At 33.6% G+C, this 14929-nt stretch carries 14 protein-coding genes; 3 read left to right on the top strand and 11 right to left on the bottom strand.

Features of this window, described 5'->3' with window-relative positions; all coding sequences use genetic code 11:
- Nucleotides 1–4: 4 nt before the first annotated feature.
- The 6 genes from N7277_RS00590 to glyA all read right to left on the bottom strand — a co-directional run bounded on the left by N7277_RS00590 (nucleotide 5) and on the right by glyA (nucleotide 7184).
- Nucleotides 5–841 carry a glycosyltransferase gene (locus N7277_RS00590; RefSeq protein WP_274779858.1) on the bottom strand — a complete coding sequence of 279 codons (837 nt, stop codon included), beginning with the start codon at nucleotides 839–841 and terminating at the stop codon, nucleotides 5–7.
- Nucleotides 841–1662, bottom strand: coding sequence for a glycosyltransferase family 2 protein (locus N7277_RS00595; protein WP_274779859.1), 822 nt, complete (start codon nucleotides 1660–1662; stop codon nucleotides 841–843). The genes N7277_RS00590 and N7277_RS00595 overlap by 1 nt, the downstream gene beginning before the upstream one ends.
- Before the next feature lie 203 nt (nucleotides 1663–1865).
- The gene (locus N7277_RS00600; protein WP_274779860.1) at nucleotides 1866–4232 is read right to left on the bottom strand and encodes a GumC family protein; all 2367 of its coding nucleotides are present in this window, start codon (nucleotides 4230–4232) and stop codon (nucleotides 1866–1868) included.
- 1 nt (nucleotide 4233) lies between these two features.
- Nucleotides 4234–4938: a polysaccharide biosynthesis/export family protein gene (locus tag N7277_RS00605; protein WP_274779861.1), complete on the bottom strand. Its 705-nt coding sequence runs from the start codon at nucleotides 4936–4938 to the stop codon at nucleotides 4234–4236.
- A 302-nt stretch (nucleotides 4939–5240) separates the two neighbouring features.
- Complete coding sequence (locus N7277_RS00610; protein ID WP_274779862.1) at nucleotides 5241–5861, bottom strand: outer membrane beta-barrel protein; 621 nt, start codon at nucleotides 5859–5861, stop codon at nucleotides 5241–5243.
- 51 nt (nucleotides 5862–5912) lie between these two features.
- Nucleotides 5913–7184 carry a serine hydroxymethyltransferase gene (glyA, locus tag N7277_RS00615; protein ID WP_274779863.1) on the bottom strand — a complete coding sequence of 424 codons (1272 nt, stop codon included), beginning with the start codon at nucleotides 7182–7184 and terminating at the stop codon, nucleotides 5913–5915.
- A 35-nt stretch (nucleotides 7185–7219) separates the two neighbouring features.
- Here glyA and N7277_RS00620 point away from each other — a divergent pair, with 35 nt between their 5' ends.
- Nucleotides 7220–7549, top strand: coding sequence for a hypothetical protein (locus N7277_RS00620; RefSeq protein WP_133159982.1), 330 nt, complete (start codon nucleotides 7220–7222; stop codon nucleotides 7547–7549).
- Nucleotides 7550–7649: 100 nt separating this feature from the next.
- Here N7277_RS00620 and N7277_RS00625 read toward each other — a convergent pair whose 3' ends face one another.
- The 5 genes from N7277_RS00625 to N7277_RS00645 form a co-directional block, all read right to left on the bottom strand.
- Nucleotides 7650–8531 carry a DUF72 domain-containing protein gene (locus N7277_RS00625; RefSeq protein ID WP_274779864.1) on the bottom strand — a complete coding sequence of 294 codons (882 nt, stop codon included), beginning with the start codon at nucleotides 8529–8531 and terminating at the stop codon, nucleotides 7650–7652.
- A 309-nt stretch (nucleotides 8532–8840) separates the two neighbouring features.
- On the bottom strand, nucleotides 8841–9041 hold the full coding sequence (locus N7277_RS00630) for a helix-turn-helix transcriptional regulator (protein ID WP_274779865.1): 201 nt from the start codon (nucleotides 9039–9041) through the stop codon (nucleotides 8841–8843).
- On the bottom strand, nucleotides 9038–9490 hold the full coding sequence (locus N7277_RS00635) for a hypothetical protein (protein ID WP_274779866.1): 453 nt from the start codon (nucleotides 9488–9490) through the stop codon (nucleotides 9038–9040). Before N7277_RS00635 ends, N7277_RS00630 begins: the two co-directional genes overlap by 4 nt.
- Nucleotides 9491–9665: 175 nt before the next feature.
- The gene (locus N7277_RS00640; RefSeq protein WP_274779867.1) at nucleotides 9666–11321 is read right to left on the bottom strand and encodes a ribonucleoside-diphosphate reductase subunit alpha; all 1656 of its coding nucleotides are present in this window, start codon (nucleotides 11319–11321) and stop codon (nucleotides 9666–9668) included.
- 193 nt (nucleotides 11322–11514) lie between these two features.
- Complete coding sequence (locus tag N7277_RS00645; RefSeq protein WP_274779868.1) at nucleotides 11515–12489, bottom strand: ribonucleotide-diphosphate reductase subunit beta; 975 nt, start codon at nucleotides 12487–12489, stop codon at nucleotides 11515–11517.
- Between the two features lie 331 nt (nucleotides 12490–12820).
- Here N7277_RS00645 and N7277_RS00650 point away from each other — a divergent pair, with 331 nt between their 5' ends.
- Together N7277_RS00650 and N7277_RS00655 are read left to right on the top strand one after the other, a co-directional pair.
- The gene (locus tag N7277_RS00650) at nucleotides 12821–13510 is read left to right on the top strand and encodes an ABC transporter ATP-binding protein (protein WP_274779869.1); all 690 of its coding nucleotides are present in this window, start codon (nucleotides 12821–12823) and stop codon (nucleotides 13508–13510) included.
- A gap of 184 nt (nucleotides 13511–13694) precedes the next feature.
- The gene (locus N7277_RS00655; RefSeq protein WP_274779870.1) at nucleotides 13695–14924 is read left to right on the top strand and encodes an ABC transporter permease; all 1230 of its coding nucleotides are present in this window, start codon (nucleotides 13695–13697) and stop codon (nucleotides 14922–14924) included.
- The last annotated feature ends 5 nt before the right edge of the window (nucleotides 14925–14929 follow it).

A 14929-nucleotide genomic window follows, 5' to 3' on the forward strand; every position in this document is an offset into this window, starting at 1 on the left:
ATTTTTATTTATGCTTAAAAAAGTAATACATATATCCTTTAAAAATGAGAAATTTGTTATACCTAGTAAGTTGATGTGGAAAAAATCTTAAAGTAAAAAAAATGTTTTTCAAATTACAATTATAGTATGAAAAGTATCTTCTCAAAAAGGCATGAAATAATATTGATTCTACTTTTTCATCAAAATTTTCTTGATAACGATGCATAATTTTTTCTCTAATTTGAATGTTATTATCAAACCATAGTTTATTAGAATCACCTTCAGAAAAATGTTCTATCAAAACATCATTTATTACATAATTATGATATCTTGTCGCCACTCTAAGACTAAAATCAGTATCATATCCGTGAAAACCTTTAACTTTCACATCAAATAAGAATTCATTATAAACAAACTTTGTCACAGCCATAAACACTCCATCAACTGCAAATACTTTTGCATAAGGAATTAACATTTGTTTTATAGTTCTTCTAGTTCTTTCTTTGTTATTTTGAATATAATTTTTAAAATTATATATTTCATCAAATATAAACCAACCACATGGAGCTTTAGGCACATAATTAGAACCGGCTAAACCAACAACACCAACATTTTCTTTTTCTAAATGATTTATCAATTTCTGCCCCCATTCTTTTGTATGAAAAATTACATCTTCATGTACAAAAAGAAGATAATCATATTTAGACAATGAAGCTCCCTTGTTGTATGCTTCACATATTCCCATTAGATTAGGATTATCAATTTTTATGATTTCATAAGGAATACCAATAGTCTCAGCTATATTTTTTTCTAAAGCAGAGTAAAATTGAGGATGATATGATGAAATAATAATAGATAACACTAATTAAGAATTTTTATGATTTTAAACAAAAACTTAGTTATTTTATTTTTATGAATGAGATTGAGTAATAAAGTGTAATGTTTTATTTTTTCATTTATTAGTAAGCTATTTTTAATGGCATTAGGTGACTCTGATAAATATTTACTTAGATGCTTTTTATAAATATAATTTTCAGCATTATTTAATACTTCTACATTTTTATTTATATTAACATCCCTTGAATCATCTTTTCTTCTATAATAGAATCCTAAATAATCTAGTTTAATAACTAAACTTGTTTTATTCAAAATTGAAATCCAAAACTCCCAGTCTTCTTTTCCAAATTCCAAGTCATCATCATATCCATTTACTCTTTGCCAATCTGTTTTTTTATAAAATCCTGAACAAAAAATTTGATTATAAAATTTAATTGTTTTGTAATCATAAAAAGATATATCCCAGAACCTTTGAAAAACTCCAAAAAACTCTGCATTACAATATATAATTGTAGGATCCTTAGTAAATTCTTTTTCAGCCAATTCTAAATATAAATTTCCTATCCTATCATCTGCATCTAATGGTAATATCCATTCTCCCTCTGCAATTGCTATTCCTGCATTTCTGGCAGAACTTACACCTCCATTCTCTTTATGCATATATTTAAAACGAGGGTCTTTTTCTAGCCATTTTTTTGCCACTTCTTCTGTATGATCTGGGCTTCCATCATTTACAATAATACACTCCCAATTTTGGTAAGTTTGGTCTAGTACAGATTGTAAACATTCGTCTAAATACTGCGCTTGGTTATAACAAGGAACGATAACAGAAATAAGAGGATTCAACTTGTATTTTTTTTAAAATATTGAAACTATAAAAATGACACCTTATAAAATAAAATTCGTTTAAAGTTACCCTTTTGTTCGAATCACGTTCGAATCACAGTCGAGTCTGCTTCGGAAAACGGGTACTTTTTCCGAACAAAAGTGCACTTTGACTGCACTTTGATTCAAATGAAACCTTAAATAGACTCCCATTTTTATTTTTTTTATATCAGTCTTTTCCACCAAGGTTTCTTATCATGATCTGCGGTGTAAGAATATCCGTAACCGTATTTATAACCGTATCCATATTTATTGCTGTAGGTAAGGTTAAGGTAGCTTACATCATTCAGCACAATAGCCATTTTTCCTTTGGCGTGGTCTTTGGATACCTGATTCGCAAATCCTATCATCTCCTTATCGGTATATTCTGAGCGCATTAAAAATAACAACACATCTGAATATTTGATTAAGTTATAGGTATCTCCTACCATGAGCATAGGCGCTGAGTCTATGACCACATAATCAAAATGCTGCTGTGCATAGTCTAACAAGTCTGCAAATTTTTCACTTTCTAAAAGTTCATTAGGATTGGGAGCAATGGCACCTGAATGGATGAGCTTAAGGTTTGGATTAATGGCAGATTCTGAAATAAATCTCTCAGGCTGTGAAGCGTAATTGCTTAAGAATTCTGAAAGTCCCTCTCCTTTGAGGTGCATAAATCGTTTGAGCTGAGGATTTCGGATGTCTGCTCCTACTAACAATACTTTTTTGCTTTGTGCCAAGGTAAGTGCTGTATTTACTGAAATGGTGGTTTTCCCTTCTCCTTTAATAGAAGAAGAAATGAGGATAACGGGACATTTATTTTCTTTGTTAAAGAAATATTTTACATTAGAATAGAGAATTCTAAAAGATTCTGCAAAAGCTGAGAGGTCGTTCTTACCGATAATGTTTTCTGCCCCTTTCGGTATATTGGGAATTTCTGCTACTACAGGTATGTCTTTTACTGAGTCTAGTATGTCTTCTTTTGTATGAATGTAGGTATCTAATGCATTCTTGACAAAGAAAAATAATAAAGGTAACAATAACCCTAGTGCATAGGCATAGAGCATTATTTTGCTTGCGTTGGGTGATACTACCCCTGTCGTATAAGCAGGGTTAAGGGTTTTCACTTTTGGTGTGGTTACTGCCAAAGCCATAGAAATTTCTTCGTTTTTCTGCAACAAGTAAAGATACAGCGCTTCTTTAATTTTCTGTTGGCGGTCTATATTTTTAAAGAAGTTTTCTTGCTCTGGAAACATAGACATTTCTTGTTTGTATTTAGATATTTTGCCTTGTTGATACCCTAAGTTCGTAGATATTACTTCTTTGGATTTATTCAAACTTTCTCTAATGAGACTTTTGAGCTGAGACAAATCTTTATTGAACTGCACAATCATAGGATTGGCAGGTGTGGCTTGTCTCAGGGTTTTATTTTTTAAGAGGAGCAATTCATTATATTGGGTGATTAAGCCTTCAGCAGCATTAGGTACCCCAATATTGGTAGGAAGCAACTGATCATTGGGAGCATTGACCATTCTGAGTACTGCATTTACCATCTCTAGTTGAGAAGCGAGTTCTAGTGTTTTTTGGGTTCCCTCATCTAAACCTTTGATGCTAGATAGCGCCTGCGTTTCTATATCAAAAATCTGGTTGGATCTTTTATAATTGGTTTTCTTCCCTTCAATGTTAGACAGCTCACTGGTAATGAGTTGCAGCCTTTCATTGATAAAAGCAGCAGAGTTACGAGCTTCTAACTTTTTGTCATTGTCTGCATCTAGATTATATTGCTTTATTAATTCATTGAGAATATCTTCTGACTTTTGTGGGATTTCTCCTCTATAGAAGAGGTCCATGATATTGGTATCTGTATTGAGATTGGTTACCATGATGGCTCCCTCTAAACCAGCCGCAATATTCTTGTAGTTGAAAAAATTTACATTGATATAGTCTTGGTAATTTATCCCTTCAACTTTAGAAATTTTTACTATCCCAAATCCTAAGTCATAAGGAACATCAAAATAATAGGATTTAGGATTCTTGCCTTCTAGATTTGCAAGCAGAAATCGCTTATTGTCTAAGGCTTTAATTTTATATGAAGCCCCTCCGAAATTTTTTTCGTCTTTTAGCGCAATAATCTCCCCTCGAAAAGGGCTTAATTCATATAATTCTATTTTCTTGATTTTGGCTTCTTGAACAAAGGTTACATCTAGATTAAGATGCTTCACCACTTTATTTAAAATGGGTTTAGACTTCATGAGGGCTATTTCATCTGAAATGGGATTTTTGGCGATCCCTCCTGTTCCCATGTTTTGCAAATCATTGAGCCCAATAACGCCTGTACTTTTTTTGGTAGAGTTATTAAAATATACTGATGCTTGGGAGCTGTAGATAGGAGTGGTATATCTCAGGTATATTTTTGCTGCTATGGCAAAAAGAACAAAAGAGAGTACAAACCAATACCAAACCCTTACGTATTTAAAGATTTCTTTTTTAATATTGAGCTTTTTAGTTCTTTGTGGTAGAGAAGATTGTATGGGCTGAAGCGTTTCCATTTTAATTTTTTATAAAATTATATGCCGCAAATAAAAGTCCTAATACTCCAGAATAGGTTAATATTTTACTTAAAATAGGGGTTTTGTTTGCAGCAATCTGTGCATCTCTGTTTGGAAGAGCGTACAAGATATCATTATTTTGGATATAATAATATGGAGAATTAGATAGGTTATAATCTGTAAGGTCTAAGGTAATGGTTTGGTCTTTGCCATCTATATTTCTAATTAATCTTACATTGGTAAGGTCTGAATTTTCATTGGTTCCTCCACCGAGTGCAATAGCTTGTAAAATATTTAATCTTTCATCAGAATAGGTTACCATTCCTTTTTTATTAAACTCTCCTAAGAAAGTTAATTTTTGATTTTGCTGATTGATGATGACAATAGGTTCTACCAAATATTTTTTGAGTCTTTCTTCTAAGTCTGTCTTCAGTTCATCTACTGTGAATCCTGAAACTTTGATTTTCCCTAAAGTAGGAAAGTTAATTTCACCTTCTTTGTCTACTGTATAATTTAAGTTTGCTGAGGAAGAAGTATTTCCTACCTCGGCATTATTAATTTGACTTATTGTATTTAAGTTAAAGGGTTTGATGGCAATTTCATCATAACCTGTAACTTTTATATCTAATACATCTCCTATCATTAACTTATTTCCCTGAAATCTAGCTTGGGTGATTTCGGAATTGTAGTTTATGTCTTTGTCCATGTAAATCATGTCCTTTTTAGGACCGCATGAAATTACAGTTAGTGAAACAAGCAGTATTAAAAATCTTAGAATGTTTTTCACGTGATAATAGGTCATTTATTAGACAAAAATAATATAAATTTATGATAAACAATCATTTTAAAAAGTGAGAGATTGGATAAATTTAGTTTCCCTTGTTGCTTTTGGTGAAAAGATTTATTTCTTGGTGTCACCTTTTATTAAATTAAACTCTATAACACCTTCATTTTATATGCAAAAAGCACAGTAATAAAATACTGTGCTCGATTTAATATGTGATTTATTTAGTTAAAATAATAACTTATTCCTAACCCCATTAATCTGTTCCAGGTTTTATGGTCTTGATAATTAGGGTATACCCCTGATATTCCTTGGTCATATCTTAGATACACCTCTACCTTATCACTTATTACATACCCAAACGCTCCGGAAACTGATAAATTTAGCTTTTTCATGTCATCATCCCTCAGTCCTATGTACCCTGCATCTTCATTGGTAGGGCCTGCTCTATTTTCTGAAACATTATAAGCAAATCTAGGCCCAATCATGAAATAGAAATTCTCAAAATACCCTCTGTACAAGTGGAATTTTCCGTATAGGGCAAATGCTATATAATCATTTCTAAAATACTGTCTTCCTTGTTCGAGAATGGTTTTTTCGCCTTCCATACTGTATTCTATCACGGGGTAAATGTAATAACGAAGTGGTGCGTAGATGCTTCTTTGAAAGGTCTCCAAAGGAATTTCCATGAATAAGCCAACACTTGGCGCAATTCTACCTCTAGAGAAGTCATGAATTCCTTCGATAGACGAAGAATGCACATTTGCAGTCGCTCCCCATTTCACCTCTTGAGCAAAAGAAAATCCTGAAAGCAAAATAGCAAAAACAAAGAATATTTTTTTCATATTTAGCGAAATATAGTACAAAATAACATTTTTCATTTTAGTTGAGTAAAATTATCCGTTAAATAATGCTCTTCCTTCCATTAACTGATGTACTTTTTGTTTTACTTGTTCTAGGGTATTTTCATCTTTAATATTGGTCACCACTTCATTGATTAAATCTGCAATGGTCTCCATGTCTTTTTCTAATAAACCTCTCGTGGTGATGGCGGCGGTTCCTAATCTGATTCCAGAAGTGATGAATGGAGACTTATCGTCATAAGGAACCATATTTTTATTACACGTAATGTCTGCTTTTACTAAAGCTTTTTCGGTTTCTTTACCGTTTACGCCTTTATTTCTAAGGTCTACCAACATCAGGTGATTATCTGTGCCTCCACTAACAATGTCAAAACCTCTGTCTATCATTGCTTGAGACAATGCTCTAGCGTTTGCTACGACTTGTTTGGTATAGGTTTCAAATTTCTGGTCGATGGCTTCTGCATAGGCCACTGCTTTTGCAGCAATTACGTGTTCTAGCGGCCCACCTTGAGTTCCTGGGAATACTGCTCCATCTAATACGGCACTCATCATTTTGGTTTCGCCTTTTGGTGTTTTGTGACCGTAAGTATTTTCGAAATCTTTGCCCATCATGATCATTCCTCCTCTTGGTCCGCGAAGCGTTTTATGCGTAGTAGTGGTTACAACATGGCAATGTTCGAATGGTGAGTTCAATAATCCTTTGGCAACCAAACCTGCAGGATGTGCAATATCTGCCCACAATGTAGCGCCTACCTCATCAGCTATTTCTCTGAATTTGGCATAATCTAAATCTCTAGAATACGCTGAGAAACCTGCAATCAGCATTTTTGGTTTTTCGCGCAATGCTACTTCACGCATTTGGTTATAATCGATAAGACCTGTTTCTTTTTCAACTCCGTAAAATACAGGACGGAAATTAATTCCCGAAAAATTCACATGAGAACCGTGTGTCAAATGACCTCCCATTGATAAATCCATTCCCATAACGGTATCTCCAGGTTTTAACACCGAAAGATAAATGGCAGCATTGGCCTGTGAACCAGAATGCGGCTGTACGTTGGCATATTCTACGCCGAAAAGTTGTTTTGCTCTTTCAATGGCCAGTGTTTCTACTTCGTCTACCACTTCACAACCTCCGTAGTATCTCTTACCTGGGTAGCCTTCTGCATATTTATTCGTTAAGACACTTCCCATGGCTTTCATCACGTTATCAGAAACAAAATTTTCTGATGCAATAAGCTCTATGCCATGCGTTTGTCTCTGTCTTTCTTTTTCAATCAATTCAAAAATGATATCGTTGCTCATATTAGATTTTTTATTTTGCTCAAAAATAAGAAATTATGCAGATATTTGCAGATAACTTTACATTAATAATTATGGGAAAGAAAAAATATAAAAAACAGTTGCTTAAATCTCTGAAATCTTTAGGGAAATCTGAACATCTTCTGTTGGAAAGCATGACCAATTTGATGCTTCTAGGAGAACTGAAGAAAAACAATATTGAGTTTAAAGATGGAGATACCTTTACTTTTAAAGACAATATTTTTGATTACAGCGAAGACAAAAACATCAGAAAAATGGCAAAACTTCGTCATAAAATGATGAAAACCATGAATAAACTGGTGGAGAAAAATAATTTTAAGGATAAGGAAATTAAGTTCTTATCGTAAAAATAAAAAAGCAATCTTCAATGGAGATTGCTTTTTATTTTATTAAAAAATTAAAGAATTTAAAAATTAAAAGATTTATCATCCTCAACGTATTCTTTTATTAAAACAAAGTCTTAGTTTCAGCCATTACAGGAACATGAATCTCTGTTCCGAATGCTTCGTTAATTTTCTCAATGAAATAAGCTGACAACAACGGAGAAGCCAATTCTACATTTTGATGAACGAAAAAACACAGGTTTTTCAGGCCTTCTTCTTTCCAAAGTTTTATCCGTTCTAACCAATCATCTAATCTTGCATAATCGCTGTCTGCATTGGCGCCTACATATCTTACAAAAGCGGTATCTGATGTGAGTCTCATGTGCAACATGTCTCTTCTACCTGCTGTATCTACGATGATATTCGCAATGTTATTCTCTTCTAGCAACTGAGAGAATTTTTCAAAATTTTCTTCTTCAAACCATTCTGCACTGCGCACTTCTATCGCCAGTGGAACTTCTTTTGGCCATTCTTTTACAAATTTTTCTACCCTGTCAAAATCTTTAGGCTTGAAATTATCATGCAGTTGTAAGAACACCATTCCCAACTGGTCTCCGAAATTCAAAACTGAAGTCGCGTAATCCGTAACCACATCAGTCACATTAATCAGTCTTCTGAAATGTGAAACGGTATTGGTGATTTTTGGAAAAAACTTAAAATTGGGCGGTGTTTTTTCTTTCCATGTGAGCACTTGTTCTGGACTTGGCAAAGAGTAAAATGTAGCGTTCAACTCAATAGAATTGAATTGGGTAGCGTAGTATTTCAACTCGTCTTTGGTTCCTTTTGGGTAAAATCCTTTCAGGTCGGTTTTGTTCCATTTGGCACAACCGATGTAGATATTGAAATCGTTTCCATTAGATTTTTCTAAAATTTCTTGGGTTTTAGGATGATCTTTCGGAAGGGTGAAGTCTATTTGTGATGGGTCTGCTACTTGTCCGAATTTCATTTTTTTAGTTTTTAGGGATTAGGAAAAAGGGATTGGTTTCAAAGGTAAAAATTTCTTGTAGATTCTAAAAAGAAAGTGAATTTATATTTCCCGCAGATTGCGCTGATTTTTTAACACAGAGAGCACAGAGTTTTTTCACAGAGAACACAAAGATTGGATTTTATGTTTATCGTTCCGTAGGAATCTAAAAGAATTTATGATTATTTCAAGTATTTTAAGTTTTGGCTAAAGCCAAATTGCGTTGTTAATTAAAAAGTCGGGATTTCTTCGTCTCCGCTCAGAACCTGCGACTCTATTGAATAAAAAATTTCAATCATTATCTTCAAGTTGGAAAATTTCTTCAACATTCTTTTTAAAATATTTTGAAATTTTCAAAGCTAAAACAGTAGATGGAACATACTTTCCTGCTTCTAAAGCGTTAACAGTTTGTCTAGAAACCCCAATTCTTTTTGCTAATTCTTCTTGCGTTATATTTAAAATTGCTCTTTGAACTTTTATGTTATTTTTCATTTTCTCGAAAGTAAATAATTGAACTTAAACACATAAAGAACCAATGGTAAATACATTGATAAAATCATCACATTAAAAAAAGCCATTCCATAAATAGTTAAAAATAGAATTAAGACAATTAAATAGCTTATCATTAGACTCCAAAATACGGATTTTAAACGAAGAAAATTTATATATTCATCTTCATTCTTTTCATTGGAAAAACCTACAAGTAATCCACCAATAATAATTAATAAACCCGTAAGATTAGTCACCCAATCAACTTTAGTAATTTGAAAGAAACCGCTTTCCGAAAACAATCCAGAATTAAAAAAAACTGGTAAATGAATTTTAAAAACTTCAAAATTGATTTCAAAAATAATCATTATTAATCCCCATATTAATGACGGAATAAAAATTAGCCAACCTACTTTTTTACACCTGTTTGGCAAAAGTTTTAAATTTTTCATATTATATTTTTTTACACTTACGAATGTAAAAATTATTTTACATTTAGACAAATATTTTTTACATAAATCTTATAATTAGACTGATATATCAGTTTTAATTTTCTGACAAAAAAAAACCGCAGAAATTTCTGCGGTTTGTATATTGTAAATCAAAAATCTTCAATTGTCAATTGAATTACGCTTCGCAAGAACTACAAGTAACAAAATTCACCATCAGTTCTTTAGAAACAGATTGTGAACGCTGGTAGTATAAGGTTTTTACCCCTAGTTTCCAAGCTTCAATCATTAGATTGTTGACATCTTTAATCGCCAATGAAGCTGGGATATTCAGGTTCAATGATTGCGCTTGGTCGATGTACTGTTGGCGTTGTCCTGCTTGTGTAATGATTTCCATTGGGGAAATTTCCTTAAAGGTTTTGAACACGTCTTTTTCTGTTTGGGTTAACTGTGTCATGTGTTGTACAGAACCGTGATTCAACATGATTTCTCTCCAAACATCTTCATTGTCTAAGCCTTTTTCTTCTAGCAATTTTGCTAAATATTTGTTCTTTCTCATGAAATTTCCTTTTGCCAAACCTGCTTTGTAGTAATTCGATGCAAAAGGTTCAATTCCTGGGGAAGTTTGCCCTAAAATTGCTGATGAAGAAGTGGTAGGTGCGATTGCCATCGTAGTAGTATTGCGCATTCCGTAGCCTTTCAACATTTCTGGTTCGCCATAAATATTCGCCAATTCTTTTGATGCTTGAATAGATTGCTCTTGAATTTGTTTGAACGCTCTAGCGTTGAACATTTTCGCTTCCATGCTTTCAAAAGGAATCATGTTTTTTTGCAAATAAGAGTGGTATCCTAGAACGCCCAAACCTAATGCTCTATGTCTCAAAGCAAATTTACGCGCAGAAGACAGGTAATAGTTTCCTTCGGTTTTTTCTATAAATTCTGACAATACTGCATCCAAGAAATAGATGGCTAATTTCACTGCATTGGTATCTTTCCATTCGTCATACAATTCTAAGTTCATGGAAGAAAGACAGCAAATAAAACTTTCGTCTGCTGTAGAAGGCAACATGATTTCTGAACACAAGTTACTCGCATTGATTACTGCTCCAGAATCTTTGTAAACTTGAGGTTTATTACGGTTGACATTATCCGTAAAGAAAATATAAGGAAGTCCTTTTTTCTGACGAGATTCTAACACTTTTGCCCAAACTTTACGTTTCTCCATGTCTCCATCAATCATATCTTGCATCCAATAATCTGGAACGCAAACTCCCATAAACAAGTTCTGAATGGGGCTACCAATTTCTTTGATGTTTAAGAATTCTTCAATATCTCCGTGGTCAATATCTAAATATGCAGCAAAAGCTCCTCTTCTTACGCCTCCTTGAGAAACCACATCCATCGCAGTATCAAATAATTTCATGAAAGAAACCGCTCCTGAAGATTTACCATTATCGGTCACGGCTGTTCCTCTATGACGCAGTTCACCAAAATAACCAGAAGTTCCTCCTCCGATTTTGGTTTGCATAATTACTTCTCCTAATTTATGGGTAATGCCTTCGATATGGTCTGGAACGTGAACATTAAAACAAGAAATAGGCAAACCTCTTTGAGTTCCCATGTTTGCCCAAACTGGAGACGAAAAAGAAATCCAACCTTTGGTAATCATTTCCTTAAACGCAGGAATGAGTTCTGGTTTGTACAAGCGTTTTGCTGCCGCTGTAGTAATTCTGTCAATAGCTCCTTCTACGGTTTCTCCTTTTAGAAGATACCCTCTGTTCAGCATCTGTTCCGACTCTTCATTAAGCCACCAAATATCTAATTTTTCTTCCATATCGTTTAATTTTTTTTCACAAAAAATGAATTCTAAATCTGCATTTAAAATTCAAGATTATTATTTATAGCAGAAAGTTTTCTGCGAGTTTTAATTTTTTATAAAATTATTGACGCTCGCCGTGCTCTTTGTCTAATTTTCATAAAAAAGCAATAGCGAATATGAGTTGTGCGTCAAATAAAGGGCTTATCTTTTAGAACAAATCGTTAGCAGTGATGCTCTTATCGTGCTTAGTGTAATCTACTGGTCTTTTGGCAAAAAAGTCATCTAATGAATTGGCGAAAACTTCTTCTTCGAACCACGTCATCGGTCTGTATTGTTCAGGTGTTACGTTGTAACGAGTTTTCATACCAATTTTTTTCAAAGAATCATCTACTCTGTATTTCATAAAGTTGAGCAAGTCTTCTTTTGAGAACATATCTAGCTCTCCTGCTTCAAAAATCCAATCTAGAATTTTCGCTTCCAGTTCTACAGAACGGTCTACTAAACCATAAATATCTTCGATATCTGCATCTGTCAATAATTCTGGTTGTTCTTCGCGGATTTTATTAATTAAATAGATTCCAGCATTGGCGTGAATTTGCTCATCTACAGAAGTCCATGCGATGATGTTTGATACATTTTTCATGTAACCTTTGAATCTTGTAAAAGATAAAATGGTCGCAAACTGACTGAACAAAGAAACGTTTTCTATTAAAATAGAGAATAATAACAGTGAAGAAACGTACTCTTTATGATTGGTAGATTTCGCATTGGCTAAAACCGTATTCAAATAATCTATTCTCTCTCTGATGGCAGGTATTTCTATCACATTATTGAATTCATCATTATATCCTAACACTTCCAACAATCTAGAATAAGCCTCACTGTGACGGAATTCACATTCTGCAAAAGTAGCACCTAAACCATTCAATTCTGGTTTCGGCATGTGGTTGTACAGATTTCCCCAGAAGGTTTTTACAGAAACTTCAATTTGTGCAATAGCTAAAAGGGCATGCTTTACAGCATTTTGTTCGTACGGCTGAAGATTAGAATGGAAATCTTGTACATCTGCTGTAAAATCTATTTCTGAGTGTACCCAAAAAGATTTATTAATAGCATCAACAAATTGTAGTACTTCTGGATATTCAAAAGGTTTATAACTGATACGTTTGTCAAAAATTCCCATAGATTGTTGCGTTTTTTGGTTAATTATTTGAATGAGTTTGATTACAAAAATAGAAATTGAAGTTATAAATCAAAAATGAAAACGGCTCATTCATGTTAATTTTTTGGTTTTTAGTGGCAAAAGTTTTCCACAATCACATAGAGGTTTGATGAATAAAGCATTTTCGTACTCTTGGTACATAATTAAAGCTTTTCAAGCTATTTTTAATTAAACATATCATAAAAAATATAGTATTAATAATTAATTACAGTTAAACAAATCTTTTTAAAAATTTAGCATTTATTTTGTTGTAACAAGTTCTTAAAATTTTCTACTTATTGCAAAAAAGCCCATGCTAGTCATCAAGGATTTACATAAGTCTTACGATATCGGTCATAATAAGTTGCACGTATTGAAAGGAATTAACCTAGAAATCGGCGAAGGAGAATTCGTTTCGATTATGGGAAGTTCTGGCTCTGGAAAATCTACTTTACTCAATATCATTGGTATTTTAGATGAAAAAGACAGCGGAACTTATGAGCTAGATGGTATTCCTATTGAACATCTCACCGAAACTAAAGCGGCAGAATACAGAAGTAAATTCTTAGGATTTGTTTTTCAATCGTTTAATTTAATTGGTTATAAAACTGCATTAGAAAATGTAGCACTCCCGCTGTATTATCAAAATGTACCTAGAAAAGAGCGAAACCAACGCGCGATGGAATATTTAGAAAAAGTAGGTTTAACGCAATGGGCGAATCACTTGCCTAATGAACTTTCGGGGGGACAAAAACAGCGTGTAGCTATTGCAAGAGCTTTAATTACCAATCCTAAAGTGATTTTGGCAGATGAGCCAACAGGAGCACTCGATTCTCAGACCACTCATGATATTATGAAACTTCTTCAAGATATTAATAACGAAGGAAAAACCATCATCGTAGTTACCCACGAACCAGATGTAGCGGCTCAAACCAAGAGAAATGTACATTTGAAAGACGGTATCATTGAAACGGATGAGTATATACAGCAGGTGGTTTTGTAAGGTGGTGATAAGGTGATGAAGTTATGAGGTTATGAGGTTATGAGATTATGAGGAGGAAAAAATACAGTAAGTGAATGGTAAATTTTTTCAACAAAGTTGAAAAATGAATGGTAAATTTTAAAAAAAATTGACAATTGACTGCAAAGCAAATTGACTTTGCAAAGCAATAAATTAAAAAAATAATATGTTTGATATAGACCGTTGGCAAGAAATTTTCAGTTCTATTCGCAGTAATGTATTGCGAACAGTGCTCTCTGGATTTACCGTAGCGCTGGGTTTATATATTTTTATTGTTCTCTTCGGTATTGGAAAAGGATTGCAAAATGCCTTCCAAGAAGGATTTACCAGAGATGCACAGAATCTTATTTCCATTTTTACTGGAAAAACCACCATTGCTTATGAAGGCTTACAAGCTGACAGACAAGTAACCCTCAATAATAGTGACTATAATGCTATTGTAGATGCGCATCCTGAAAAAGTGCAGTATTCTACTCCACGATATTCTACCAATCTTAATGTAAAATATGGAAAAGAAAGTGGTTTCTACCAAATCAGCGGAGCCAATGATGAAGAGGTAAAAATAGAGAACCGACAATTACTCAACGGAAGATTTATCTCTCCAAAAGATATTGACGAAAAACAAAATGTAGCAGTTATCGGTAGAATGGTGCAGCGTGACCTCATCAAAAATGGTGATCCCGTAGGTAAAGAACTCGAGATTAACGGTAGTGTTTTCAAAGTTATTGGGGTTTTTGCTGATGATGGCGGCGACTGGGACGAACGTATGATTTCTATTCCTATTTCTACGCTTCAGCAGATGAAAAAAGGTTCTGATACAGTAAACAGAGTATTCATTGCTTATGATGAAAACCTAAAACCAGAACAAGCCATCGCTTATAGTGACCAGTTGAAAAAAGAATTAAAGGCCAGAAAAAAAGTTTCTCCAGATGATGAAAATGCGGTAATCGTAAGAAACCGAGCAGAAAGTCTGAAAGACTCCTTCCAGTTTTTATTTGTAATTACCATGATTGTGGGATTCATTGGAATGGGAACTTTATTGGCAGGAATCATTGGTATTAGTAATATCATGGTGTATATCGTGAAAGAAAGAACTCAGGAAATTGGAGTAAGAAAAGCCATCGGTGCTAAACCGAGAAGCATTATCACTTTAATTATTCAAGAAAGTATTGTCATCACCGTAATTTCTGGATTGATAGGCGTTGCATTAGGCGTTTTGACCTTGAAATTAATTGGCAATAGTTTAGAAGAATATTTCATCAAAGACCCAAGTGTTGGTTGGCTATTGATTACCGTAGCATTTATCAGTTTGGTGATGTCTGGATTGCTTGCTGGATTTGTCCCTGCATACAGAGCGAGTAAAATAAAACCGATAGAAGCACTGAGAGCAGAGTAAATTAT

It is taken from the genome of Cloacibacterium sp. TD35 (assembly GCF_028864635.1).
Classification (GTDB): Bacteria; Bacteroidota; Bacteroidia; order Flavobacteriales; family Weeksellaceae; genus Cloacibacterium.

Excerpts from the sequence above, each read along its gene's own strand:
- N7277_RS00600 (WP_274779860.1), bottom strand. The coding sequence starts at position 4,232 with ATGGAAACGCTTCAGCCCATACAATCTTCTCTACCACAAAGAACTAAA.
- N7277_RS00605 (WP_274779861.1), bottom strand. The coding sequence starts at position 4,938 with ATGGACAAAGACATAAACTACAATTCCGAAATCACCCAAGCTAGATTT.
- N7277_RS00610 (WP_274779862.1), bottom strand. The coding sequence starts at position 5,861 with ATGAAAAAAATATTCTTTGTTTTTGCTATTTTGCTTTCAGGATTTTCT.
- glyA (WP_274779863.1), bottom strand. The coding sequence starts at position 7,184 with ATGAGCAACGATATCATTTTTGAATTGATTGAAAAAGAAAGACAGAGA.
- N7277_RS00620 (WP_133159982.1), top strand. The coding sequence starts at position 7,220 with ATGCAGATATTTGCAGATAACTTTACATTAATAATTATGGGAAAGAAA.
- N7277_RS00625 (WP_274779864.1), bottom strand. The coding sequence starts at position 8,531 with ATGAAATTCGGACAAGTAGCAGACCCATCACAAATAGACTTCACCCTT.
- N7277_RS00630 (WP_274779865.1), bottom strand. The coding sequence starts at position 9,041 with ATGAAAAATAACATAAAAGTTCAAAGAGCAATTTTAAATATAACGCAA.
- N7277_RS00635 (WP_274779866.1), bottom strand. The coding sequence starts at position 9,490 with ATGAAAAATTTAAAACTTTTGCCAAACAGGTGTAAAAAAGTAGGTTGG.
- N7277_RS00640 (WP_274779867.1), bottom strand. The coding sequence starts at position 11,321 with ATGGAAGAAAAATTAGATATTTGGTGGCTTAATGAAGAGTCGGAACAG.
- N7277_RS00645 (WP_274779868.1), bottom strand. The coding sequence starts at position 12,489 with ATGGGAATTTTTGACAAACGTATCAGTTATAAACCTTTTGAATATCCA.
- N7277_RS00650 (WP_274779869.1), top strand. The coding sequence starts at position 12,821 with ATGCTAGTCATCAAGGATTTACATAAGTCTTACGATATCGGTCATAAT.
- N7277_RS00655 (WP_274779870.1), top strand. The coding sequence starts at position 13,695 with ATGTTTGATATAGACCGTTGGCAAGAAATTTTCAGTTCTATTCGCAGT.